Consider the following 22,133-nt stretch of genomic DNA (forward strand, 5'->3'; position numbering starts at 1 on the left):
GGAGCGAGCAATGCCTGTCTTTGCCGACACCAGATGGCTCCAGAGCCTTGCTGCCTGCACATTTCTCGCAGCTTTCGGCCCGCAAGCCGCGCAAGGTCTTGAAAGCGCTGACGCCGTCAACCGGGCCGACACCGTCAACAGGATCGTCGGCTCCGATGTCCGGCAGGAGGAGGCGCGGACGGAACCACAGACCAACAAGATCATCACCGCGATCGAGCGGACGCGTGAGAACATCGGCGCCGTGCGCAAGACGTCCAAGCTCGATACTGTGGATATCGTCTTCCTCACCGACGCGGCGCGCAGCGAAGGCGGCCCGCCGCCGGCGGTAGAGAGCAAGGTCGAACAGCATCAGGATGACATTGCGGAACTGCGCAAGGAGATCGACGCCAACGCCTTGCTGTTCAACGCCATCGATTCGCGGCGCGTGCTTACGGAAGACGTCCTTGCGGTGGAATTCGACGGCTCGGCAAGAATCGTCATCTACGCGGCGGCCAGGCCGTCGAACTGACCTCAGGGCGCCCGACCCCGTCGATCTCACAGCCTGCCCATGATCTTCTGCTGAAAACCGTAGACCTCGCGTTTTCCTCCGAACGGCACCAGCGTGACGTCCCGCTCTTGTCCCGGTTCGAAGCGCATCGCGGTGCCGGCGGCAATGTCCAGACGCCTGCCGCGCGCTTTGTCGCGATCGAATTTCAACCCCTCATTGGTCTCGAAGAAATGGTAGTGGCTGCCGACCTGGATCGGCCGGTCGCCGCTGTTGGCCACCTTCAGCGTCACCGTCGGCAGCCCCTTGTTGAGCTCGATGTCGCCGCTTGCCGTGATGATTTCGCCGGGAATCATCGTTAGCCTCACAAAACGCCGAAGACCAGGCCGACGGCGACTGCAGCACAAGCGGCGCCAGCGGCGCGGGCAAGCCCGCGAAAGCGCATGCCGAGGCCAAGGCCGGCAGCGATGCCCATGGCATGGAGAAGTGCGGTGGCAACGGCAAAGCCGGCCATATAGTCAAGTCCACCGGCATTTTCCGGCACTTCGGTGCCGTGGGCATGGCCATGGAACAGCGCGAACAGGCCGATGATGGCGACTCCGGCCGAGACCGGCAGATCGACCGCCAACGCCACCAGCAAGCCAAGCGCGACGACGGAGGCAAGGATGCCCGGTTCGACGAAAGGCACCGGCACGTGGAGCATGCCGAGCGCGCCGCCGACCAGCATGACGCCGACAAAGGCCAGCGGCCAGGCCCAGATTGCCTTGCCGCCCTTGAGCGCCGCCCACAGGCCGACGGCTACCATGACGGTCATATGGTCGAGGCCGGACAGCGGATGCGCGAAGCCCGCCGCGAAGGACGAGGTCGTGCCGATGCCGACATGGGCATAGGCGGGCATCGCCGCCGCCAGCAGCAGGATCGCTGCAAGCGTGGTGCGTTTGGTTGAAGCAGAGATCATCGGTCTTCCCTTCGAAGTCACGAAAACAATCACGCAGCCTTGCGCGGGCCGCAGCCCTCGGCCTTGAGCACGCGTTGGGTCGAGGCCGGATATTTCACCAGTTTCTCCACTGGGCGGATCGGGCGTGCGGAAAAATTGCCGCCGCAGTTCGGGCAGACGCCGCCCAGCACATGTTCAGCGCAGTCAGCGCAGAAGGTGCATTCAAAGGTGCAGATCAGCGCGTCCGCCGCTTCCGGCGGCAGGTCCTTGTCGCAGCATTCGCAATTCGGTCGCAGCTCCAGCATCGTTTTCTCCTCACCTGATCGGTTCGTGAACGGTCACCAGCTTGGTGCCGTCGGGAAAGGTCGCCTCGACCTGCACGTCGTGGATCATCTCGGCGATGCCTTCCATCACCTGCGCGCGGGTGATGACATGGGCGCCGGCCTCCATCAGTTCGGCGACCGGGCGGCCGTCGCGGGCGCCCTCGACGACGAAATCGGTGATCAGCGCGATCGCTTCGGGGTGATTGAGCTTGACGCCGCGTTCCAGCCGCTTGCGCGCCACGATCGCCGCCATGGCGATGAGCAGCTTGTCCTTTTCACGCGGCGTCAGGTTCATGCGCTTTCCTGGATTTGGCCTGTATTTGGCTCAGAGTGACCATAATTTGGGCAGACCCGCCCGCCCGTTGAGCAGTTCGACGAGCGGAACCAGCCGCTTGCGCAGCTGATAGCCGTCCTCGGCAAACAGCCTCGCAAGAAGCTTGCCAGATTTTTTGACGCTCCAGGCGCTGGCATCGCCGTCGGCGCCGACGATGTCGCGGGCCGGATCGAGCAAGGCTTCGGCCTGCGGCGAGACCATCAGCAGCGTCGCAGCGGCAATGGCGCCGCCGGCGACCGCCGGGCGGCCAAGTGCCGCCGCGATAGCCGGCCCGATGCGGAAATCCTCGGCATGAACGAGCGCACCATCCTGGCGGACACGCCAACGGTCGTGGAAATGGCCGTGCGCGGCCTCTTCGCCCATGGCGAGGCGGCCGAATATGGTGGCTTCAAGCAGCAATGCCTCGGCGCCTGCGGCAAGCTCGACCTCGAGCGTGCGGGCAAAGGCCGAGCGGTCGAAGACGATGGTTTCCTGGGGCAGCCAGGCGATACGCCCGCCCGCGCCGACGCTGAGCTTCACCCGAACTTCGGCGCGGTCGCTAGCGGCACGATAGATCTTTTCGCAGGCCTGGGTGGTTATCGAGGCGGAGGCACCTGGCCCGACATCGATTTCCCAGCCGAGCCGATCGCCGCCGGTCAGACCGCCGGCGGTGTTGATGAGCACGGCTTCGAGCGGATCGGCCGCAACGGCCGGCATGCGGATTTTGGCCGAGCCGTCCTGATAGAGGCGCAAAAGCCGGGTGCGTCCATCCCTGACGCCGCACGCAAGCCGGGCCGCCCCGGCCGCGCGCTGGGCCGGAAGAGCTGGGATCAAGACATGCTGCAACGTATCCACGGCGCTAACGTTAAGCACTCCCGGCGCTTTGTCGATATGGTGCTTGTTGATATAGCTTGTTGCTTGACAGCGTTTCCGTTTCTATAGAGGGAGCCTCTTTGGAACGGTCATGCTGCGCCTGGCGGGTTTTTGAAGGCGACGGCGATTTCAGTCCAGGCAACAGGGGCGCCAACCAATCGGCACCGCGACGTTATAAAATTGGGGAAGGAATCGAATGGCTGACGAGCTGGCAACGGAAATCATCGCCAAGATCAGGGCACATGCGGAGCCCGGTGGCGAAGAGATCACCACCAATACGGAATTGACCGCGCTTGGCATCCATTCCCTGGAACTGACCGAGATCATCTTCGATCTCGAGGAGCAGTACGGCATCGAGATCGAGATGAACACGGTCGATGCCTGGAGCAATCTCAAGAATGTCGGCGATATGGTTGAGGCTGTTCGCGCGCTGATTGCGAAAAAAGCCTGAGCTGAATGCAAAAGCGCGTCGTCATTACCGGCATCGGCGGCATATGCGGGCTCGGCGCCAATGCGCCTGCAATCTGGAACGAAATGCGGGCCGGCCGATCGGCCATCGGTCAAATCAGCAATCCCGGTTTGCATGATTTGAAGGTCAAGGTCGGCTGCGAAATCAAGACGCTGCCCGACCATGGCATCAGCCACAAGCAGACCGTGTCGATGGACCGCTTCAGCCTTTTGGCGACGATTGCCGCGCGCGAAGCCATGCAGCATGCCGGCCTGACATCGACTGAAGCAACCACCTACCGGATGGGCGCGGTTGTCGGCGTCGGCGTCTGCGGCTGGGAGGCGATCGAGGAGAACTATCGCGCCATCCTGGTCGACGGCAAGAACCGGGCCGGCATCTTCACCGTGCCGAAAGTGATGCCGAGTGCGGCATCCGGCCATGTCAGCATGAATCTCGGCCTGCGCGGGCCGGTGTTCGGCGTCACTTCGGCCTGCTCCTCGTCCAATCACGCCTTTGCCTCGGCGGTCGACCAGATCCGGCTCGGCCGCGCTGATGTCATGGTCGCCGGCGGCACCGACGCGCCGCTGCTTTGGGGCATCCTGAAGGGCTGGGAGGCCCTGCGGGTGCTGGCGCCCGATACCTGCCGGCCGTTCTCGGCCGATCGCCAAGGCCTGTCGCTCGGCGAAGGTGCTGGAATGGCGGTGCTGGAAACGTATGAACACGCCATGGCGCGCGGCGCGACCATTCTGGCCGAATTTGCCGGAGCCGGCCTTTCCGCCGACGCTTCCGATATCGTCGCGCCGACTGTCGAGGGACCGACGGCGGCGATGCGCGCCTGCCTGGCGGACGCCGGGCTCAATCCCGAGGACGTCGACTATCTCAACGCCCACGGCACCGGCACCAAGGCCAACGACCAGATCGAGACGGCGGCAATCAAGCGCGTCTTCGGCGACCATGCCTATAAGCTGTCGGTGTCGTCGACCAAGTCGATGCATGCCCATTGCCTCGGCGCCTCGGGCGGCCTGGAAATGATCGCCTGCGTGATGGCGATCCGCGAAGGCATCGTGCCGCCGACGGCCAATTTCCGGCAGGCCGACCCCGACTGCGATCTCGACATCACGCCGAATGTGGCGCGCGAGCGCAAGGTGCGCGCGGCGATCAGCAACGGTTTTGCCTTCGGCGGCACCAATGCCGTGGTGGCGTTCAAGGCGGTCTGACGGCAAGCGACTGGCCTGAGCGACTGGCCCTGAATGACTGCGAAGACGGTGTGTGCACCTTCGACCGGTTGATCGGCAAAGAAGCCGAGGATAATCCTTCGCAACTCGCCAGACGGCGCGATACCGCGCCAAATTCCCGACCGGAGCTTTCGATGACCGACCTGTCCGCCTTTCCGATCACCAAGCGCTGGCCGGCCAGCCACCCCGACCGCCTGCAGCTCTATTCCGCGACGACGCCGAATGGGGTGAAAGTCTCGATCGCGCTGGAAGAACTCGGCCTCCCCTACGAGGCGCATCTGGTGGATATCGGCAAGGACCAGAGCTGGACGCCGGAATTCCTGTCGCTGAACCCGAACGGCAAGATACCCGCGATCATCGACCCCGACGGGCCGGGCGGCAGGCCATTCGGCCTGTTCGAATCCGGCGCCATCCTGCTCTACCTCACCGACAAGACCGGCAAGCTGATCCCTGCCGATCCGGCGCGGCGCTACGAGACCATCCAATGGGTGTTCTTCCAGATGGCGGCGATCGGGCCGATTTTCGGACAGGTCGGGTTTTTCAACAAATTCGCCGGACGCGAGATCGCCGACAAGCGGCCGCTGGATCGCTACCGCAATGAATCGCGGCGGCTGATCGGGGTGCTGGAGACGCGGCTGAAGGGTCGAACCTGGATCATGGACGACGACTATACCATCGCCGACATTTCGATGCTGGGCTGGGTGCGCAATCTGATCGGCTTCTACGAGGCGCGCGAACTCGTCGGCTTCGACGACTTCCCCACCGTCGCGGCATGGCTGGAGCGCGGGCTGGCGCGGCCCGCGGTGCAGCGCAGCCTGACCATTCCCGCCAGGAATTGACCTCGGCCGGCCGAAGCAACCAGGTCTATTTCGCCTTGGCCTTGCTTTTCGAGCCGCCCTTGCCGATGACGGACGCAGCGAGCGACGCGGCGCCCCTGGCTGTCGCCGCCACCGCACCAGCGGCGACATTGGCGGTCGCCTTGACCGTGCGCATGGCCCCGCCGGCCATCGAGCCGCGGCTTGCCGGCTTCTTGGGTTTGGCTGTTTTCGCCGCCACCTTCGCCGTCGCGACCGGTTCTACCTTCTTTGGCGCCGCTTTGCCGAAAGCCGGCTTTGCGTCCTTGGACCGCTCGGCGATCGCCGGGCCGGCGCCTGCCTTGGCCTGCGTGGCCTTTGCCTGCCTGGCTTTGGGTTGAGCGGTCTTGCTCTTGGCGGGTGTTTTTGCCTTGGTTGCCATCTGACGGTTCCCTCACGGCGGCACGATTGCCGATGAGAGATAACGACCTGAAAGTCTTAAGGTTCCCGTTCCGAAGTCCAGTGAACTATGCGGGATCGCCAACAACCAGGTCGGCGGACCTGCGGCGGCCGAGCACGCGATCGATGTTGGGCATGTCGTTGGAAGCGATCCAGGCGCGGGCGTCTTCGTCGGAGCGGCCATGCTCGTGCCAGCGCACCAGAAGGCGGCGCTCGAGTTCGGCACGCGGCACATCGACAAAGATGGTGAAGTCGAACAGCGGCGCCAGCCGCGACCACGGCTCCTCGTCGAGCAGGAGGTAATTGCCTTCGACCAGGATGAACTTGGTCTCGGCGGCAACGATGGAGGCGGCGGCGCGCGACAATTCCATGCTGCGGTCGAACACCGGAATGGCGATGTCTGGCTCGCCCGAACGGATGCGCTTCAACAGCGTCTCGAAGCCGGCGAAGTCGAAAGTCTCCGGCGCGCCCTTTCTTGGCCGCAGGCCGCGCTGGTCGAGCACGATGTCGTCATAGTGGAAGCCGTCCATCGGCACGACTTCAGCCGCGCCCTCCGGCAGCAGATCATGCAGCCCGGCCGAGAGCGTCGACTTGCCGGCGCCGGGCGGGCCGGCAATGGCGACGATGAAGCGTTTCGCCTTGCCGGCGCGCTTGAAGATGGTGGCGGCGAGATGGGCGATTTCGGACATTGGGCGCTTCCAGTTATGCTTTGCATCTTGTCGGCAGTTTGAGGAAATTTCAAACCGCGATTTGGGCAATCTCACGACATCCGCCACGTCAGCGCTGCCCCTCGTCGCCCTGCCGGTGTCCAGCCGATAGATGGGTAACACTTCTCCCCCTATGCGTCCGCCGCAGCGCCAAGCAGATTGGTTGGCGCGGCGGTGCGGCGGACAAGCTCCATGTGCCGTGTGTCGAGGATGCCGGCAGGCAGGTGAGGGGCAGGGCCAGCGTTCGAAAATCAGCCGGGCTGGCCGATCCGCAGGAAATCGCTGTCGAACCTGACATCGCGGGTCGAACCATCGGCTCCGGTGAGACGCATGTGACCTGAGGCTGTCCCGATAGCGCGCGGCGGCTCGCCGCTCGTCAGCGGCAGCGTGCCGATGACATGGCGGAAGGAGACTTCGCCGCCGAGGGTAAAAGCGGTCGCGACCCCTTCGCGCTTCAGCCAATTGTCTTCGATCGATGCGGCATGGCCGATGGCGGCGCGGCCGTCCTCGATGCCGAGCACGCCGCGATGGCGGCTGCTCCACGGCGCGTAGTCGCGGCCGCCATTGCTGAACCACAGCATGGTGACCGGAAGCTCCGCCGGGTTCTTCAGCACCAGCACCAGATCCTGTTCGGCCCGGCGCGCCAGCGCCGTCCAGCCCGGACCGTCATGATCGGCTTCGACCAGGGTGATGAAATCCTCGCGCTCATCCTCCATGCGGTAGTCGGTGAGATCGAGCGTGCCGCCGCCAGTGGCTGGAAAGCGCGTCAGATCGGTCGAGCGGGCGGGATAGGAAAGCTTGAAGCGGCCGCGGGCCGGATCGGGCTCCAGCGGTGCGTCCAGTGTCCCGGCAAAGCGCTTCGGCGAGAAGGCGAGCCGGCCGCCATCGCGCATCGCCGCCATCGGATGGTGGGCGGCGGAGACCGCGCCGGAACCGCCGGAAAAGACATGCTCCTGATAGAGAAAGGGATGACTGTTGCGGAGCGTGAAGATCTTGTCGACCGTCGCGCCCATCACCGTGCGGCGCAACCGGAAGACGGCCCGCCAGCCGTCGGATGTCGCTTCGCTGGCGGTGACATCCCAGGCGCTGTTGGCCGGCCAGCCATGCAGCGGTGCGGCCTCGATGTCGCTGGCCGAAAACGGTGCGCATAGGAAATCGCCCGACAGCCGCACCGTGCCTTGAGGCAGATCCGGCGGCAGCGTCTCGCCGGCATCGATCCAGGGCGCGCGGTGCAGCGGCTTCAGCTGGCGGCCATCGCTGTCGACCGTCATGTCGGCGATATGGCCGACAGTGAGATCGAGCGTGACCGAAATGCCCTTTGCCTTGATCGTGACCGTATCCATCCGCGCACCTGCTGATTCTGATGGCAGCGAACAAACCCGCTCCGCGAGGGATGCGCAAGCACAGCGACCGGCATTTTGCATCAGGGCGATTTTTACCCTCCCCCTTGTGGGGAGGGTCGGCGAGCGATCGGAGCGAAGCGGAGATCGATCGACGGGGTGGGGGTAGCGCCCTACGAGGAGGGGCGCCCCCCCCCCCGCACGGGGGGGGGCGCGCCCCCCCCCCGGTGGGGGGGGGGGGGCGGCCGGGGGGGCGGGACGGCGGTGCCGCGGCGCGGGGGGGGGGGGGCCGCGGCGGGCGCGCCGCCCCCCCCGAGGCGGCGGGGGGGGCCGCCGCCCCCCCCCGGGCGGGGGGGGGGTGCCGGCGTGCTATCGGGGCCACGCGGTGATGGATGGACGGGGGGGTGCTAGCCCCCTACGAAGACCCCCACCCCGATCCGCTACGCGGATCGACCCTCCCCACATGGGGGAGGGTGGGCGCCTACTGCCGCTTATACTCGCGCACCGGCGACTTGGTGCCATCGGTGTAGGTGACCTGCACCGCCATCGATGTCACGTTGTCGGGGACCTTGAAGTAAGGCTGGTAGTCATAAGGAATGGCGTACGGGTCCTTCTTGTCGCAAGGCGGCAGCTTGATCTCCCTGTCGAGCGCCGTGCCGTTCAGGCTGTAGCGCACCTCCTTGATGCCGCAGCGGAACGACAGCATCTGGGAGAAATAGACCAGGCCGTGATTGCCGCTGGCGTCGAAGGCGATCCACGACGTCCAGAACTGGTCGAGGATCTGTTTGTTGCCCTGTTGCAGCGCTGCGTCCGGATCGAAACTTATGTTGAACGGCCCGGTCTCGCGGCCCCTGAGATCGAGATACTTGACCCCGATGGTGGTGGCCGTGGTGCTGTCGGGCAATTCGAAGCTCGGATTGGGCATCGGCTTGCCGGTGCGCTGGTCGTTCATCGCCATCAGCCCGGTGTCGGTGAACGGACCTGACACACCCATGCGCCAGGAAATGCCGGTCGCGGCCTCGGGCAGCGAGATGGAGATCGTCCAGCCGGCATTGGAGCGCATCGGCGTCAGCGTCGGGGCAAAGCGTGCTGGGTCGAGCACGTCGCCAAGCGCCGTCAGGCGGGTACGGCTGCGGTCGAGCCAGTCGGCGAGCTGCGTCTGGTCGACGAAATATTTGAGCAGCCCGCCTTCCTTTTCATAGGAGACGAACCTGGTCAGCGCCTCGGCCTCGCTGCGCTTGTCGGACAGCGACTGGACGCCGAGGCGATCCTCGGAAAACTCCTGCGCGAGCAGATAATAGGCCGGTGCGAAATCCGGATTGGCCGCGATGAAGGCGTTGAGCTTGTCGAGACGCTGGGCATCGTCGAACTGCAGGATATGGACCAGCTTGATCGACAGCGCCTTGGCCTTGTCGGCCAGGGCGCCGAACACTTCGCGGGCGCCGGCCTTGCCGTCCTGCACGCGCAGCAGGGTGGCGAAGCGTGTGTAGGGATCGACGGCGTCGACGTCGAAACCGGCGAAAGCGAGATAGGAGCGCCGCGCATTCAGCATGTCGCCGGAAAGTTCGTAGACGCGGGCATTGTGATAGAATTCGTCCGGCCGCTTCGGCTCGGCGATCGTCCCGCCCTGCGCGGCCAATGCGGCAAAGCCCTTGGCGATGGTGTCGATCGAGGCGGCGATCTGCTCGGTGGTCGCCTGAAGCTTATCCGCCTGCTCGGCCTGTTTCTGCTGGCCGGCAGCGAGCGTTTCGGTCGTCTGCTTGACCGCCTCTACCGACTTTTGCGTCTGCGCGCCCTGCTCAGCCTGCTGCTGCTGGGTCGACGCAATTTCCTCGGTCTTCTTCGCCACCGCGTCGGTCGATTGCTTGACCTGGTCGACCGCCAGCTTCGTCTCGGTTACCGTTTGCTCGATCCTGGCCACCCTGGCCGAGACGATGCCCATCTGCTGCTGCAACTGGGCGATGGCCGGCACCAGGCCGGCGATCACACCGTTCTGCGAATTGGACTGCTGCTGCAGGCCATAGACGCCGCCGGCGACGGCGGCAGCGCTGGTGGCAAAGATCAGCGCCGGCAGCGCCTTGGCGGCCAGCACCAGCCGCAGAACGATGGCAATGGCGATGACGGCGGCGGCAACCGAAGCGACCAGCGCGATATAGGCGGCGAACGGCGCCAGCGGATTGAGGATGTCGGATGCGGCGCCGCCGATGAAAGCGACGCTGCCGGCCCATTTGCCGGTGCGGCTGAGCGAAGCCCTGATAAGAGATGGCGCAGCCGCGCCGATGTCACCGGTCATTGTCAAATCCCCCAAGCAATTGCCGCCTCTATAGCAGCACCGCGACCCCGCAGGCAAAACAGGACAGGAAGCAGGCGATTTCGGGAGGTTGCCGTTTCAGCGCCGATGGTTGGCGAAGCCGAAGCGACATCTGATCTCCCCCCTTGCGGGGGAGATTGGCAGCGTCATCGGCAGCTCCGCCGTTAACCAAATGGACGAACAAAATGGGTTAGGCTAGGTTCCGGCCCTCTCAGCAACGCCGGACTTGACTTGCCAAATTTCCATTTCCCCTCCCCCGCCCAGAAATTTCTCGCAGCCCTCCTGCTGCTTGTCTTCGTGGCCGGCTGCAGCACCACCGCACCGCCCGACAGCGTGCTGGCGGTGCCGGCGCCGCAGGAGAAATATGCGGCCATCGTCGTCGATGCCGGCAGTGGCAAGACGCTGTTCGAAGTCAGTTCGAGGGCGCAACGCTATCCGGCGTCGCTGACCAAGATGATGACGCTGTACCTGCTGTTCGAGGCGCTGGAGTCCGGCCGCGTCTCGAAGGAAACGCAGATTCCGGTCTCCGACAATGCCGCCCGGCAGCCGCCGACCAAATTGCGCTTCAAGCGCGGCGAGAGCATCGATGTCGATTCGGCGATCCGGGCGATCGTGGTCAAGTCGGCCAATGACGTGGCGGTGGCGGTGGGCGAATATCTCGGCGGCTCGGAGGACCAGTTCGCCGCCATGATGACGTCCAAGGCGCGCCAGATCGGCATGAGCAGCACCGTCTTCCGCAATGCCTCCGGCCTGCCCGACGATGGCCAGCACACATCGGCGCGCGACATGGCGACGCTGGGGATGGCGCTGCGCGCCCGCTTCCCGCAGCAGTTCCACTATTTCTCCGAAAGCGACTTCATGTTCCGCGGCCGGCTGGTGCGCGGCCACAACGACATGCTCGGCCGGGTGCGCGGCGTCGACGGCATCAAGACCGGCTATATCAGGGCATCCGGTTACAATATCGTCACGTCCTACAATGCCGACGGCCGGCATCTGATCGTGGTGGTGATGGGCGCCGACAGCGCTAGGCAGCGCAACGACCATGTCGAAGCGCTGATCCAGCGCAGTCTGTCGCCCGCCATGGCCGATACGAAGACGCGGCTGATGTTTGCGGGAGATCAGCCGGCCGCGTCGCCCGGCCTGCCGCCGCCTGGTTTGCCGGCGCAGGGGTCGCAGTTGCCTGGTTTACCGCCGCAATAGAACCCGTCGTTGGGTGGAGGAACTCTGAAACGCCGGCGGGACAGCACCCCCCTCTGGCCTGCCGGCCATCTCCCCCTCAAGTGGGGAGATTAGCAGCTTCGGCGTCTCGCCTCTTTTTCGTGTTTGGCGAAGCCATGGCGACATCTGATCTCCCCCCTTGAGGGGGAGATGTCCGGCAGGACAGAGGGGGGTCGTGAAGGATCGCTGCCTCATCTTAACTCTGCAGCAGGCGCGACCTCCGTCGGCAACAGCACTTCGGCGGTCTGGTTGCCGAGCAGCAGGCGAGCGAGGCCCCGGGGGGCTGCGCTGCCACAGGCAATTGCAGCAGGCATTCATCACAAGCGCTTGCACAAGCCCCCAATCTTCACCGCCACAGTGGCTATGCCGCCTCGCCTTGGCGTATCGTGGGCGCGACAGCAGGAGCCGGCATCATGAGCCCAAAACCATCCGAACAGGCCGACAATGAAAACGACAGCGGCGGCGAGTATTTCGAGGCGCCGCCCGCCCACGACGCCGAACTGGTTGCCGACGAGGCGCTGGAAGCGCCCGATGTGCCGGACTCCGAACCCCATGGCCGCCTGAAGCCGAAGCGAAAACCGTCGGCGATATCAGGTAGAAAGTTTCGCAAGCGTGACCTGGTGCGCATCGACGACCTCAGGCCGAGCCTGGCCGACCGCATCCGCTCCGATCATCCCGACCTGCCGCGCGGCGCCCGCATCAGCCGGGAGGAGCTCGGCCGCTACCGCATGCGCTACATGGAGGAGCTGCTGCAGCAGGAGCATGGCGAATTCTCCGAGCTCGACCGCCAGGTGGTCGAATCGATCGCCAGGCAGGACACGATTTCGGAAAACTCGGAAGAGGAGTTCGAGGAGCACCGCTCGTTCGCCGACCGCGTCTCCGACAACATGGCGGCTTTCGGCGGCAGCTGGTGGTTCCTGATCTCGTTCGGCAGCGTGCTTGCGGTGTGGATCGGCATCAATTTGATCGCGGGCGTGAGCAGCGCCTTCGACCCCTACCCCTTCATCCTGCTCAACCTGCTGCTCTCCTGTATCGCCGCCATCCAGGCGCCGATCATCATGATGAGCCAGAGACGGACGGAGGCCAAGGACCGCCTGCGCTCGTTCAACGACTACCGGGTGAACCTGAAAGCCGAGCTGGAAGTGCGCCATTTGCACGAAAAGCTCGACTATCTGATCTCGCGCCAATGGACGCGGCTGGCCGAAATGCAGCAGATGCAGCTGGATGCGATGCACGAACTGACCGGCGCGAAGAAGGCGAAGCGGGCGCCGCGCAGGGTGCGCAGGCGGGTGGCGAAGGTGGAGGTGGCGGGGTGAGTCCCGGGCTGAGGCTGCAAGGCGGACGCGAAGTTGCCGAGCCGCGCGACGTGGCTTCGAAAATATCGCCACGCCAATTGCCCGTTGAAGCCCGGCGCGGCTTCCGCTAAGAAGCCGTGGCTGGCCGGCCTATCGGCTGGTTCGTTTTCAGGTTCCTTGAAGGCACCCGTAGCTCAGCTGGATAGAGCGCTGCCCTCCGAAGGCAGAGGTCACAGGTTCGAATCCTGTCGGGTGCGCCAATCTACCCATGTATTACAATAGCTCAGATAACCCTAAAGCGCGTCACGCTGAACGGATCCATGCGACCCGCTTGAAGTCTTTGTTTTAATGCATGTCGTTGTCCCAGAACCGCGGCTCACTTCTGGGCGACATGCATGAGTGCCCGGTGTAGGCATGGGCGATCAGTCCATATTCGGCGTCATGGCGCGTCGATTACCACTTCCGCCCGTTCAGTCAGACGCTATGCTGCCGACCATGACACCAAGGCGCGCGTTCCGTTCGTGATGAAGCAAAGTCAACACCGCTTGCATGAGCGGATGACCATTCGCGGCCACCTCGAACCCGCGTCCTTCCTGCCCTGGATCATGCGCCATGCGGCCAAGCTCGGTCTCGCGCACCACATCGCTCATGCAAGCACCGATCGCATCGAACTCGATATTGCCGGTGCGGCGGAACTGATCGACATGATGGAGATGGGATGTTCGCTTGGGCCCATTGAAGTCTGGGTCGAGACGATCGACCGCGCGCCTGTCGAGCAAAAAAACATATAGCCTTGCGTGTGGTTACCCTCCGTTTGCACTTAATTTAATCAATATTGCAATTGCGAAATAATTATGCATACGTCAGCCGCATCGAGCGGTTCGCCAACTCCTTGCGCCGGCATCTCTCTGGTCGGGAAACAGTAGTATCAGTACGGAAAGTAAGGTCATGCTGTCCGACAAGACGGACACCTGGGTGCCGGTCGCCCTTTCCCAGGATCTGCCAACAGGACAGGTAATGCCGGCGCGGACGCCCGCCGGTCCCATTGCCCTCTGGCGAAGCCAATCGGGGCGCTTGGCGGCATCGGCCGATCGCTGTCCGCATCGCGGTATGCGCCTCTCCCATGGCTTCGTGCGCGGCGAGGCGCTCTCCTGCATCTATCACGGCTGGACCTATTCGCAGGCCGGTCGGTGCCTGCGCATTCCTGCCCATCCCAGCCTCACGCCGCCGGAGACGATTCGCGTTGCGACCCGGTTGGTCGAAGAGGCCGGCGGGATCATCTGGGTCGCTGATGGAGAGCCTGATGGCAACCCACCCCTTTTTGAGGGTTACGTGCCGCTCCGTTCATTGACGGCCCGTGCCGGACATTCGGCGCTCTCGGTCGCTGCCGGTACGAAGGCCACCGTTGAAGGATACGTCTGGCAGGCACCCGGCGCGCCGGCAATTCGCCTGCTGCCTATCCCGCGGGAAGCCGGCGAGACGCTGATCCACGTCCTTGTTCCAGCCGATTGCGATGCGTCCGAGCGCATCGCCGCCTCGCGAGCCGCCGAGAGCCTTCGGCGCATGGCCGAAGGGATCGAGGCGAAAGGGGCTGTGCCATGATCGACGATGCGATGCGCGACGAATGGTATCCGGTCGGGCTTTTCAGCCGGCTCGACCGCTATGGGCGCGAGACCACCCTGATGGACGAGCGGATCAAGGTTGCGCTCGACGCCAATGGCGCGGCGAAAGTGACAGGCGAAAACGGGCGCGTGCTGCCGGTTTCGGTGCGCTATGGCCATATCTGGTCGTCGCTCGGCGAACCGAAGAAACCGGTCTTTCCGATTCCCGAGGCAGACCAGCCCGGGCGCCGCTTCGTCGATGTCGGCGTGGTGCGGGTGCGCTGCTCGCCGCTCCGCGCCGTCGAGAACTTCCTCGACATCGCACACTTCCCCTTCGTCCATACCGACATCCTCGGCTCGGAGCCACATACCGAGGTCGAAAACTACAAGGTCGATATCCGCGAGGAAGAGGATGAGGTCTGGGCGACCCAGGTGAAGTTCTACCAGCCGCAGGCGGCGAAATCCGCGAGCGGAGGTATCACGACGGAATACATGTACCGCGTGCCGGCTCCGACCTGCTCAGTCCTCTACAAGACCTGCCCGCCGCGCCCGGGCGAATGGGATGTGATTGCGCTATTCGTCCAGCCGCTTGCCGAGGATCTCTGCGACGTCTGGCCGTGGATGGCGCTTTTTGATGACGAGACGCCACAGACCGACCTCATCCATTTCCAGCAGACGATTTTCCTGCAGGACCGCTCGATCCTCGAAAACCAGATCCCGCGTCTTTTGCCGCTCGATCCCGGCATGGAAATCCCGACGCGCGCCGACCTGACCTCGGTCGCCTATCGCCGCTGGCTGAAGCGCCACAATTATACCTACGGCGCGCAATTGGTGGCACAATGAAGCTTTACGACTACATCCTCTCCCCAAGTTGCTACAAGGTGCGCCTGATGGCGACGCTGTCAGGTGTGAAGCTCGAAATCCGCCCGGTCGACTTCCATCCCGGCGCCGAGCATCGTGGCCCCGAGCTTATGGCGCTTAATCCGGGAGGCTCCATCCCGATCCTTGAAGACGGCGACCTGATCCTGACCGAGTCTTCCGCCATGCTTGGCTATCTCGCCGCGAAGGCAGCACCGGCCTGGCTCGGCAGCGGCGCCCCCGAGGAGACGGCGCGCATCCAGCAATGGCTTTCCTTCTCGCACAGGCTGACCGCCAACCTCGGCGGCGCGCGCCTGCATGAGATGCTGCTGCGTCCCGGTGACATCGGTGCGCTTCAGGCCAATGGCATAGCGGCACTACGTGAGCTGGAAGCCGGCCTCTTCGAACAAAAAATGCGTGGCGATCGGTTTCTCGCATCCGACCGGCCGACGATTGCCGACATTGCTTGCTTTCCCTACGTCGCGCTCGCGCCCGACGGCGGCGTTTCCCTCGATCCGTATCCCACGATCCGGCTCTGGTCGCGAGCGCTCCGCAGCCTCGACAATTTCATCGAAATGCCCGGTATCCACCGGCTGCACGAGTTGAAGCCCGAACCGCGACCCATGCTGGACGAGGCGTGAGGTGACCGGCTATCTCCTGAAGAATTGCGCAGCGGTCATCACCGACGAGGGCAGGGGTCCGAGCGTCCGGCGCAATGTCGATGTGCTGACGAATGGCCCGCAGATCGAGGCAATCGGGCAAGGCCTGCACAGAAGCGAGTTGCCGGCCGGTACTATCGTGCAGGACGCCGACGGCTGGTTCGTCTATCCCGGCCTCGTCAACACGCACCATCACTTCTTTCAGTGCTTTGTGCGCAACCGTGCCGAACTCGACTGGACGAAGCTGTCGGTCATCGAATGGCTCGACCGGATCTATCCGATCTTCTCCCGGCTCAACGAGGATTGTTTCTACCACGCCTCGATCACGGCGATGGCAGAGATGATAAAGCACGGTTGCACGACGGCCTTCGACCACCAGTACAATTTTCCGCGCCATGCCGGAAAACGGCTCATCGACCGGCAGTTCGAAGCGGCCGATCTTCTCGGCATGCGTTTCCATGCCGGCCGCGGCGGCAACACGCTGCCAAAATCGGAAGGCTCGACCATTCCAGACGAGATGCTGGAGACCACGGACGAATTCATTGCCGACTGCGCACGCCTCATCGACACTTATCACGACACCAGTCCCTTCAGCATGCGTCAGGTCGTGGTCGCTCCCTGCCAGCCGGTCAACTGCTACCGCGAGACCTTCGTGGAATCGGTTTCGCTGGCGCGTGATCGCGGGGTGCGGATGCACACCCATGTCGGCGAGGGCGAAAGCCCGATCATCGAGGCCCGCCATGGCATGCGTACGGTGGACTATCTCGAGGACCTCGGATTTGCCGGCCGAGACACTTTCTATGCCCATTGCTGGGAGCTGACGCATGACGAACTGCGGCTGATGGCGGCGAGCGGCACCGGTGTCTCGCATTGCCCTGAGCCGGTCTATCTGGTGGGCGCGGAGGTGACTGATATTCCCGCCATGTCCGCCTTTGGCCTGCGCGTCGGTCTCGGCTGCGACGGTGCTGCCTCGAACGACAATTCCAACCTCATGCACTGCATCCATTCCGCCTACATGCTGCAATGCCTGGCGGCCTCGACGCGCGCTCATCCCGTGCCTGCGCCGGTCGATTTCCTCGGCTATGCGACAACGGGCGGGGCCGCGCTTCTGGGCCGCAATGACATCGGCCGACTGTCGCCCGGCATGGCCGCCGACCTCTTCGCGATCGACACGCGCCGCATGGATTATGTCGGCACGCGCCACGATCCATTGAGCCTGATCGCCAAGGTCGGTATCGGCATGCCCACCGACATGACCATGATCAACGGCCGCATCGTCTGGGAGAAGGGTGCGTTTACCGGGCTGAACGAGGCCCGGCTTGCTGCGGACGCGGAAGCCGCCTTTGCCGCGGTGGAATTCTAACAACTTAAGACAGGGGAACTGACATGCTGAACTATCTGACCCGCAGAACTCTGATGAAGGGCCTTGCCGCGACAGGGCTTGCCGGCGCGCTTGGCAGCCGTCCCGCCTTTGCGGCCGACGAGCCGCTCGGTATCACGCTCGTGCTCCCGTCGCCGGTCGGCGATGTCGGCTGGGGCCATGCGCTCGCCGCCGGCCTCGAGCCGGTCAAGGCCGCCTACGGCGACAAGGTGAAGATCACCGTCATCGAGAACATCGCCGAAGGGCCGGACGCCGACCGGATCATGAACAAGACCGTCGCCGACGGTAACAAGTTCCTGATCGCCGGCTCATTCGGCTACCAGAATGGTGCACTACAGATCGCCCGCCGCGATCCTGGGGTCACCGTGCTGCATGCCTCCGGCTTCCAGACCGCGCCGAATTTCTCGCCCTTCGCGGCGAAGTATTTCCAGGGCACTTACCTGCTCGGCATAGCCGCCGCAGCTCTTTCCAAGACCGGCAAGCTCGGCTCCGTCTCGGCCTTCGCCATTCCGGAGCTGATCACCTCGATCAACGCATTCACGCTCGGCGCACAGACTGTAAATCCCGATGTCGAGGTATCGGTCGTCTGGGTGAACTCCTGGTTCGACCCGGCCAAGGAACAGGAAGCCGCCAAGGCGCTGATGGCACAGAACTGCGACGTGATCTTCTCGAACGCGCAGGACACACCCTCCGTGATCTCGGCCTGCGAGGAGGCTGGCGTCTATGCGTTCAACCTCAATTCGTCGATGAAGAAATATGCACCGAAGAAATATCTCGGCTGCATCGCGACGGACTGGTCGCCCTTCTTCAAGGCTTCCGTGGATGCCCATCTCGCCGGAACTTTCAAGGGCGCCAACACCTTCCTCGGCGTCGCGGAAAAGGTGGTGGAGGTCGTGGACTGGAACTCAGATATCCCAGCCGACACGATGACGAAGATCAAGGAAGTGGCGGCGAGGATCGCCGACGGCAGCTTCTCGCCCTTCACAGGTCCAATCACCAAGGCCGACGGCAGCGAAGCCGCCGCCGCCGGTGCGACGATAGCGGATCCCGAGATCGTCGCGATGGACTGGCACGTCAAGGGTGTCACCACACCACTGCCGAAGTAAGTCATGACCCCGCCCCTTCTGTCGCTCCGCGGCATCTCGAAGAGCTACGGCCAGATCCGGGCTAACGAAGCCATCGATCTGGACGTGGCGCCCCAATCGATCCATGCGATCCTCGGGGAGAATGGGGCGGGCAAATCGACGCTGATGAAGCTCATCTATGGCGTTGAACAGCCGGACGAAGGCACCGTCGTCTGGAACGGAGAGCCTCTGCGCCTTGCCTCGCCGGCTGAGGCACGGCGCAGGGGCATCGGCATGGTCTTTCAGCATTTCTCGCTGTTCGAGACGCTGACTGTCGTCGAGAACATCCAGCTCGTCGTCCCCGGCGGCAAGGCGGAGCTGGCCGGGCGCATCCGCAGCCTCGGCCAGGATTTTGGCCTTGAAGTAGATCCTCTCGCCGATGTGCACGCGCTCTCGGTCGGCGAACGGCAGCGGGTGGAGATCATCCGCTGCCTGATGACGGACCCGAAGCTGCTCATTCTCGACGAGCCGACCTCGGTCTTGCCGCCGCAGGCGGTGAAGAAGCTGTTCGACACGCTCAGGCGCCTTCGCGACCGCGGCGTGTCCATCCTGTTCATCTCCCACAAACTGGAGGAAATTCGCACGATCTGTGACCAGGCGACGGTCTTGCGTGGAGGGCGCGTTATCGGCACCGTCGACCCGCGCGACTATGATGCGCACGACCTCGCCCGGATGATGATCGGCCGCGACATGCCCGAGGTGATGCCCGCGTTGGCCATGCCCGAGGGGGAGAAGCGGCTGGAAATAATCGACATGGACTACACGCCGGACGACCCCTTTGCCACGCCGCTCTCCGGCATCAGCCTCACGGTACGATCAGGCGAGATCCTTGGCATAGCCGGAATATCGGGCAATGGCCAAGGCGAGCTTGCCGCGCTCATCTCGGGCGAAGCGATGCTGCTGAAGGAACAACGCGACCGGATCTACATGATGGGCCGCGACGTAGGCACACTCGATGCGGCCGCGCGCAGGAGATTTGGCTTCGCCTTCGTGCCCGAAGACCGGCTGGGACGCGGCGCGGTCCCTGAAATGTCGCTCGTGCTCAACACCGTTCTTACCGCCCATCCTTTCGATCTCGTGAGGCGCGGCCTCATCAACAGCGCCGGAGCGACGGCTTTCACCAGCGAATGCATCCGTCGGTACGACGTCCGCGCCTCCGGCCCGGATGCCGAAGCGGGCTCGCTGTCCGGCGGCAACTTGCAGAAATTCATCGTCGGTCGCGAGATGATGCTGTCGCCAAAACTGCTTTTCGTGGCGCAGCCAACCTGGGGTGTAGACATTGGCGCTGCATCCGCCATCAGAAGGCGGCTCATCGCGTTGCGCAACCTGGGCGTGGCGATCCTCGTAATTTCCGAGGAACTCGAGGAACTTTTCGAACTCTGCGATTTCATCCAGGTGCTCCATCATGGAATGCTGAGTCCGCCTCTGGTCACGCGGGACACGCGCCCCGAAGACATCGGCAGATACATGATCGGAGCACATGCCTCGCCAGAGAAGGTTCCTGCATGAGCGTTTGGGCCGCGCCGTTCCTCCCCGCGCTCGTCCGCCGGGAGCATGCCTCGCACGTCGCGGCCATGCTGGCCCCGGCTGTCGCGCTTGGCATGGCGATCATCCTCAATCTGGGCCTTTATGTGCTGATAGGCCGAGATCCGGCGGCCGTCCTGTACGCGATGCTTCTCGAGCCGTTCCTCTCCTGGGCATCGTTTGCGGAGGTGCTGCTGAAGGCGGGGCCCCTTCTCCTCATTGCTCAGGGGCTGGCGATCGGTTTCCGCGCAAAAGTGTTCAACATCGGCGCGGAGGGCCAGTTTATCCTGGGCGCTATTTTCGCCTCGGCGATCCCCGTCTGGTTTCCGCAGGCGACCGGGCAGTGGATCTGGCCGCTGATGCTGCTTCTCGGTGCCCTCGGCGGTGCACTTTGGGCATCTATCACCGCCTTCTGGCGCGTCAGGCTCAATGCGAACGAGATCCTGGTCTCCTTGATGCTGAGCCTCGTTGCGGCGCAAGTCCTCAACTACCTGCTGCTCGGCCCATGGAAGGACCCGGCCGGCTTCAATTTCCCACAATCCGTCATGTTTCAGAACGACGCGATGGTGCCGACCCTGATCACCGGTACCCGCGTCAACGTCTCGCTGCTCATCACACTTGCGCTCTCGCTGGTGGCCTGGGTTTTCATGCAGCGAAGCTTCATGGGGTATAAGCTCAAGGTCGGCGGCCTTGCCCCGCGCGCGGCCGGTTACGCCGGCTTCAGCGAAGGGCGTGCGATTTGGCTGTCGCTTCTGATCGGTGGCATGGCGGCGGGACTGGCAGGCGCGGCGGAAGTCGCGGGTCCGCTCGGCCAGCTGCAGCGCTCGATCTCGACCGGCTACGGTTATGCGGCCATCATTGTCGCCTATCTCGGCGGCTTGCATCCAGTCGGCATCATCTTTTCCGCGCTCTTTATGGCTGTCCTCTATATCGGCGGCGACAATGCGATGGTGTCGGCAAACCTGCCGATCGCCGCCGTCCGCGTCTTCCAAGGCAGCTTGCTGCTCGCCTATCTCGGCGCTGTGGCCTTCGTGCGCTACCGCATCGAGTGGCGCCGCCCCCATCACCTGAGCCAGCCATGAACGCCGTCGAGTTCATTATTTCGGGCATGCTCGCAGCGGCAACCCCCTTTCTCCTTGCCGCACTCGGCGAGTTGGTGGTCGAGCGCGCCGGTGTTCTTAACCTCGGCGTAGAGGGCCTGATGGCCCTCGGCGCGGTGCTCGCGTTCATCGTCGTCTACCACGGCGGTGGACACCTGCTGGGGTTCGTTGCCGCCGGCCTCGGTAGCGCCGTCCTGTCCCTCGTCTTTGCAGTGCTGGCACTCGGATTCCGGGCAAACCAGGTCGCGACAGGCCTTGCGATCGGCATTCTCGGCCAAGGCCTTTCGGCGCTGTTCGGCAAAAGCTACGAGAGCTTGACGGTCAAGGGGCTCCCGAAACTTGCCTTTCCCGGCCTCTCGGAAATCCCGGTAGTCGGCAGGCTGTTTGTCCAGGACGTCGTCGTATGGCTTTCCCTTGCCGTGACGTTTGCGATCTGGGCGATGTTTGCCTATACGAGAGCCGGCCTTGTCGTGAGGGCAATCGGCGAGAATCCCAAGGCAGCCCACGCCATCGGCCATCCGGTCATCGCTATCCGTGTCGCGGCCATAGCTTTTGGTGGCATGATGGCGGGTTTTGCCGGCGCCTATGCGGCGGCGGTGTACACGCCCCTTTGGGCGGACGGTATGATTGCCGGACGTGGCTGGATCGCGATCGCACTCGTTGTCTTTGGTACGTGGCTCGCTGGCCGCATCTTCCTGGGTGCCTGCCTCTTCGGCGCGGTTTCGCTGATGAGCCTCGCCGCCCAGGCGACCGGTCTGGACTTGCCATCGCAACTGCTTTCCAGCCTTCCCTATCTCGTTACGATCGTCGTGCTCGGTGTCATCTCGGCGGACCGCCGCTTGCTCAGGCTGAACGGTGTCGCCTCGCTTGGCGAACCCTTCGAACGTTAGCCGGGATGAAAGTGGATTTGCGAAACTCGGCGTAAGTTGAAGAGATTCGAAACGCCAGCGGACGATCGGCATCCGATCCAAAGGGCAGAAACGCCAAACGGGGCGAAGGTATGCCCGCAAGGGTAGCGCTGACGCCGTCGACTGCGAGCAGCGGAACGATGTGACGCACAACGCGCCCGACATCGGTGGAGATCGTCGCGGGTTTCTTGGGTCGTCCCCTTTCCCCAGCACGAGCCCATTCTCGAGGGTCCATTCTCCA

24 protein-coding genes and 1 tRNA gene are annotated in these 22,133 nt (G+C 64.0%); 16 read left to right on the forward strand and 9 right to left on the reverse strand.

Annotated elements, in window-relative coordinates; all coding sequences use genetic code 11:
* Positions 1-10 precede the first annotated feature (10 nt).
* Complete coding sequence (locus tag NKJ76_RS18320; RefSeq protein ID WP_023689155.1) at positions 11-508, forward strand: hypothetical protein; 498 nt, start codon at positions 11-13, stop codon at positions 506-508.
* A 26-nt stretch (positions 509-534) separates the two neighbouring features.
* Here the strand turns inward: NKJ76_RS18320 and NKJ76_RS18325 are convergent, their stop codons facing one another.
* Genes NKJ76_RS18325 through NKJ76_RS18345 form a run of 5 tightly spaced genes read right to left on the reverse strand, consistent with a single transcriptional unit; the run spans position 535 to position 2,891 of the window.
* A complete protein-coding gene (locus NKJ76_RS18325; RefSeq protein WP_023729012.1) occupies positions 535-840 on the reverse strand; it encodes an urease subunit beta in 306 nt (101 codons plus the stop codon).
* Between the two features lie 8 nt (positions 841-848).
* Positions 849-1,442: a HupE/UreJ family protein gene (locus NKJ76_RS18330; RefSeq protein WP_023689154.1), complete on the reverse strand. Its 594-nt coding sequence runs from the start codon at positions 1,440-1,442 to the stop codon at positions 849-851.
* A 29-nt stretch (positions 1,443-1,471) separates the two neighbouring features.
* A complete protein-coding gene (locus tag NKJ76_RS18335) occupies positions 1,472-1,726 on the reverse strand; it encodes a DUF1272 domain-containing protein (RefSeq protein ID WP_023671229.1) in 255 nt (84 codons plus the stop codon).
* Positions 1,727-1,736: 10 nt separating this feature from the next.
* Entirely contained in the window at positions 1,737-2,039 is a 303-nt protein-coding gene (locus NKJ76_RS18340) for an urease subunit gamma (RefSeq protein ID WP_023671228.1), read from the reverse strand.
* Positions 2,040-2,069: 30 nt separating this feature from the next.
* On the reverse strand, positions 2,070-2,891 hold the full coding sequence (locus NKJ76_RS18345) for an urease accessory protein UreD (protein WP_081726189.1): 822 nt from the start codon (positions 2,889-2,891) through the stop codon (positions 2,070-2,072).
* Between the two features lie 235 nt (positions 2,892-3,126).
* On the opposite strand from NKJ76_RS18345, the gene NKJ76_RS18350 reads away from it, so the two are divergent.
* The 3 genes from NKJ76_RS18350 to NKJ76_RS18360 all read left to right on the forward strand — a co-directional run bounded on the left by NKJ76_RS18350 (position 3,127) and on the right by NKJ76_RS18360 (position 5,452).
* Positions 3,127-3,381, forward strand: coding sequence for an acyl carrier protein (locus NKJ76_RS18350; RefSeq protein WP_023671226.1), 255 nt, complete (start codon positions 3,127-3,129; stop codon positions 3,379-3,381).
* 5 nt (positions 3,382-3,386) lie between these two features.
* The gene (locus tag NKJ76_RS18355; protein ID WP_023671225.1) at positions 3,387-4,595 is read left to right on the forward strand and encodes a beta-ketoacyl-[acyl-carrier-protein] synthase family protein; all 1,209 of its coding nucleotides are present in this window, start codon (positions 3,387-3,389) and stop codon (positions 4,593-4,595) included.
* A gap of 152 nt (positions 4,596-4,747) precedes the next feature.
* Positions 4,748-5,452 (forward strand): glutathione S-transferase family protein, encoded by a 705-nt coding sequence (locus NKJ76_RS18360; protein ID WP_352538045.1) that lies wholly within the window; start codon positions 4,748-4,750, stop codon positions 5,450-5,452.
* A 25-nt stretch (positions 5,453-5,477) separates the two neighbouring features.
* Here NKJ76_RS18360 and NKJ76_RS18365 read toward each other — a convergent pair whose 3' ends face one another.
* The 4 genes from NKJ76_RS18365 to NKJ76_RS18380 all read right to left on the reverse strand — a co-directional run bounded on the left by NKJ76_RS18365 (position 5,478) and on the right by NKJ76_RS18380 (position 10,206).
* Positions 5,478-5,849 (reverse strand): hypothetical protein, encoded by a 372-nt coding sequence (locus tag NKJ76_RS18365; RefSeq protein WP_023671223.1) that lies wholly within the window; start codon positions 5,847-5,849, stop codon positions 5,478-5,480.
* Between the two features lie 85 nt (positions 5,850-5,934).
* The gene (locus NKJ76_RS18370) at positions 5,935-6,555 is read right to left on the reverse strand and encodes a nucleoside triphosphate hydrolase (RefSeq protein ID WP_023689152.1); all 621 of its coding nucleotides are present in this window, start codon (positions 6,553-6,555) and stop codon (positions 5,935-5,937) included.
* Between the two features lie 269 nt (positions 6,556-6,824).
* The gene (locus tag NKJ76_RS18375) at positions 6,825-7,916 is read right to left on the reverse strand and encodes a hypothetical protein (RefSeq protein ID WP_352538046.1); all 1,092 of its coding nucleotides are present in this window, start codon (positions 7,914-7,916) and stop codon (positions 6,825-6,827) included.
* Positions 7,917-8,394: 478 nt separating this feature from the next.
* Entirely contained in the window at positions 8,395-10,206 is a 1,812-nt protein-coding gene (locus NKJ76_RS18380; protein ID WP_352538047.1) for a methyl-accepting chemotaxis protein, read from the reverse strand.
* Between the two features lie 249 nt (positions 10,207-10,455).
* On the opposite strand from NKJ76_RS18380, the gene NKJ76_RS18385 reads away from it, so the two are divergent.
* The 12 genes from NKJ76_RS18385 to NKJ76_RS18440 all read left to right on the forward strand — a co-directional run bounded on the left by NKJ76_RS18385 (position 10,456) and on the right by NKJ76_RS18440 (position 21,874).
* Positions 10,456-11,424 (forward strand): D-alanyl-D-alanine carboxypeptidase family protein, encoded by a 969-nt coding sequence (locus NKJ76_RS18385; RefSeq protein ID WP_023689149.1) that lies wholly within the window; start codon positions 10,456-10,458, stop codon positions 11,422-11,424.
* Between the two features lie 431 nt (positions 11,425-11,855).
* The gene (locus tag NKJ76_RS18390) at positions 11,856-12,758 is read left to right on the forward strand and encodes a DUF1003 domain-containing protein (protein ID WP_023703727.1); all 903 of its coding nucleotides are present in this window, start codon (positions 11,856-11,858) and stop codon (positions 12,756-12,758) included.
* Between the two features lie 162 nt (positions 12,759-12,920).
* Positions 12,921-12,997: transfer RNA gene (locus NKJ76_RS18395), tRNA-Arg, on the forward strand.
* A gap of 297 nt (positions 12,998-13,294) precedes the next feature.
* Complete coding sequence (locus tag NKJ76_RS18400) at positions 13,295-13,528, forward strand: acylphosphatase (protein ID WP_023727819.1); 234 nt, start codon at positions 13,295-13,297, stop codon at positions 13,526-13,528.
* 157 nt (positions 13,529-13,685) lie between these two features.
* Positions 13,686-14,339, forward strand: a complete 654-nt coding sequence (locus NKJ76_RS18405) for a Rieske 2Fe-2S domain-containing protein (protein WP_352538048.1) — start codon at positions 13,686-13,688, stop codon at positions 14,337-14,339.
* Positions 14,336-15,181 carry an aromatic ring-hydroxylating oxygenase subunit alpha gene (locus NKJ76_RS18410; protein ID WP_023699367.1) on the forward strand — a complete coding sequence of 282 codons (846 nt, stop codon included), beginning with the start codon at positions 14,336-14,338 and terminating at the stop codon, positions 15,179-15,181. The genes NKJ76_RS18405 and NKJ76_RS18410 overlap by 4 nt, the downstream gene beginning before the upstream one ends.
* The gene (locus NKJ76_RS18415) at positions 15,178-15,837 is read left to right on the forward strand and encodes a glutathione S-transferase family protein (protein ID WP_023699368.1); all 660 of its coding nucleotides are present in this window, start codon (positions 15,178-15,180) and stop codon (positions 15,835-15,837) included. Before NKJ76_RS18410 ends, NKJ76_RS18415 begins: the two co-directional genes overlap by 4 nt.
* A gap of 1 nt (position 15,838) precedes the next feature.
* Positions 15,839-17,218 (forward strand): amidohydrolase, encoded by a 1,380-nt coding sequence (locus NKJ76_RS18420; RefSeq protein ID WP_023689144.1) that lies wholly within the window; start codon positions 15,839-15,841, stop codon positions 17,216-17,218.
* 26 nt (positions 17,219-17,244) lie between these two features.
* Entirely contained in the window at positions 17,245-18,342 is a 1,098-nt protein-coding gene (locus NKJ76_RS18425) for a BMP family ABC transporter substrate-binding protein (RefSeq protein ID WP_196813867.1), read from the forward strand.
* Between the two features lie 3 nt (positions 18,343-18,345).
* Positions 18,346-19,869 (forward strand): ABC transporter ATP-binding protein, encoded by a 1,524-nt coding sequence (locus NKJ76_RS18430; protein ID WP_023699370.1) that lies wholly within the window; start codon positions 18,346-18,348, stop codon positions 19,867-19,869.
* On the forward strand, positions 19,866-20,966 hold the full coding sequence (locus NKJ76_RS18435) for an ABC transporter permease (RefSeq protein ID WP_023816009.1): 1,101 nt from the start codon (positions 19,866-19,868) through the stop codon (positions 20,964-20,966). Before NKJ76_RS18430 ends, NKJ76_RS18435 begins: the two co-directional genes overlap by 4 nt.
* Positions 20,963-21,874 (forward strand): ABC transporter permease, encoded by a 912-nt coding sequence (locus NKJ76_RS18440; protein WP_352538049.1) that lies wholly within the window; start codon positions 20,963-20,965, stop codon positions 21,872-21,874. The genes NKJ76_RS18435 and NKJ76_RS18440 overlap by 4 nt, the downstream gene beginning before the upstream one ends.
* Positions 21,875-22,133 lie beyond the last annotated feature (259 nt).

Origin of the sequence: Mesorhizobium sp. M0029, from assembly GCF_040323735.1 — a bacterium.
GTDB lineage: Bacteria > Pseudomonadota > Alphaproteobacteria > Rhizobiales > Rhizobiaceae > Mesorhizobium.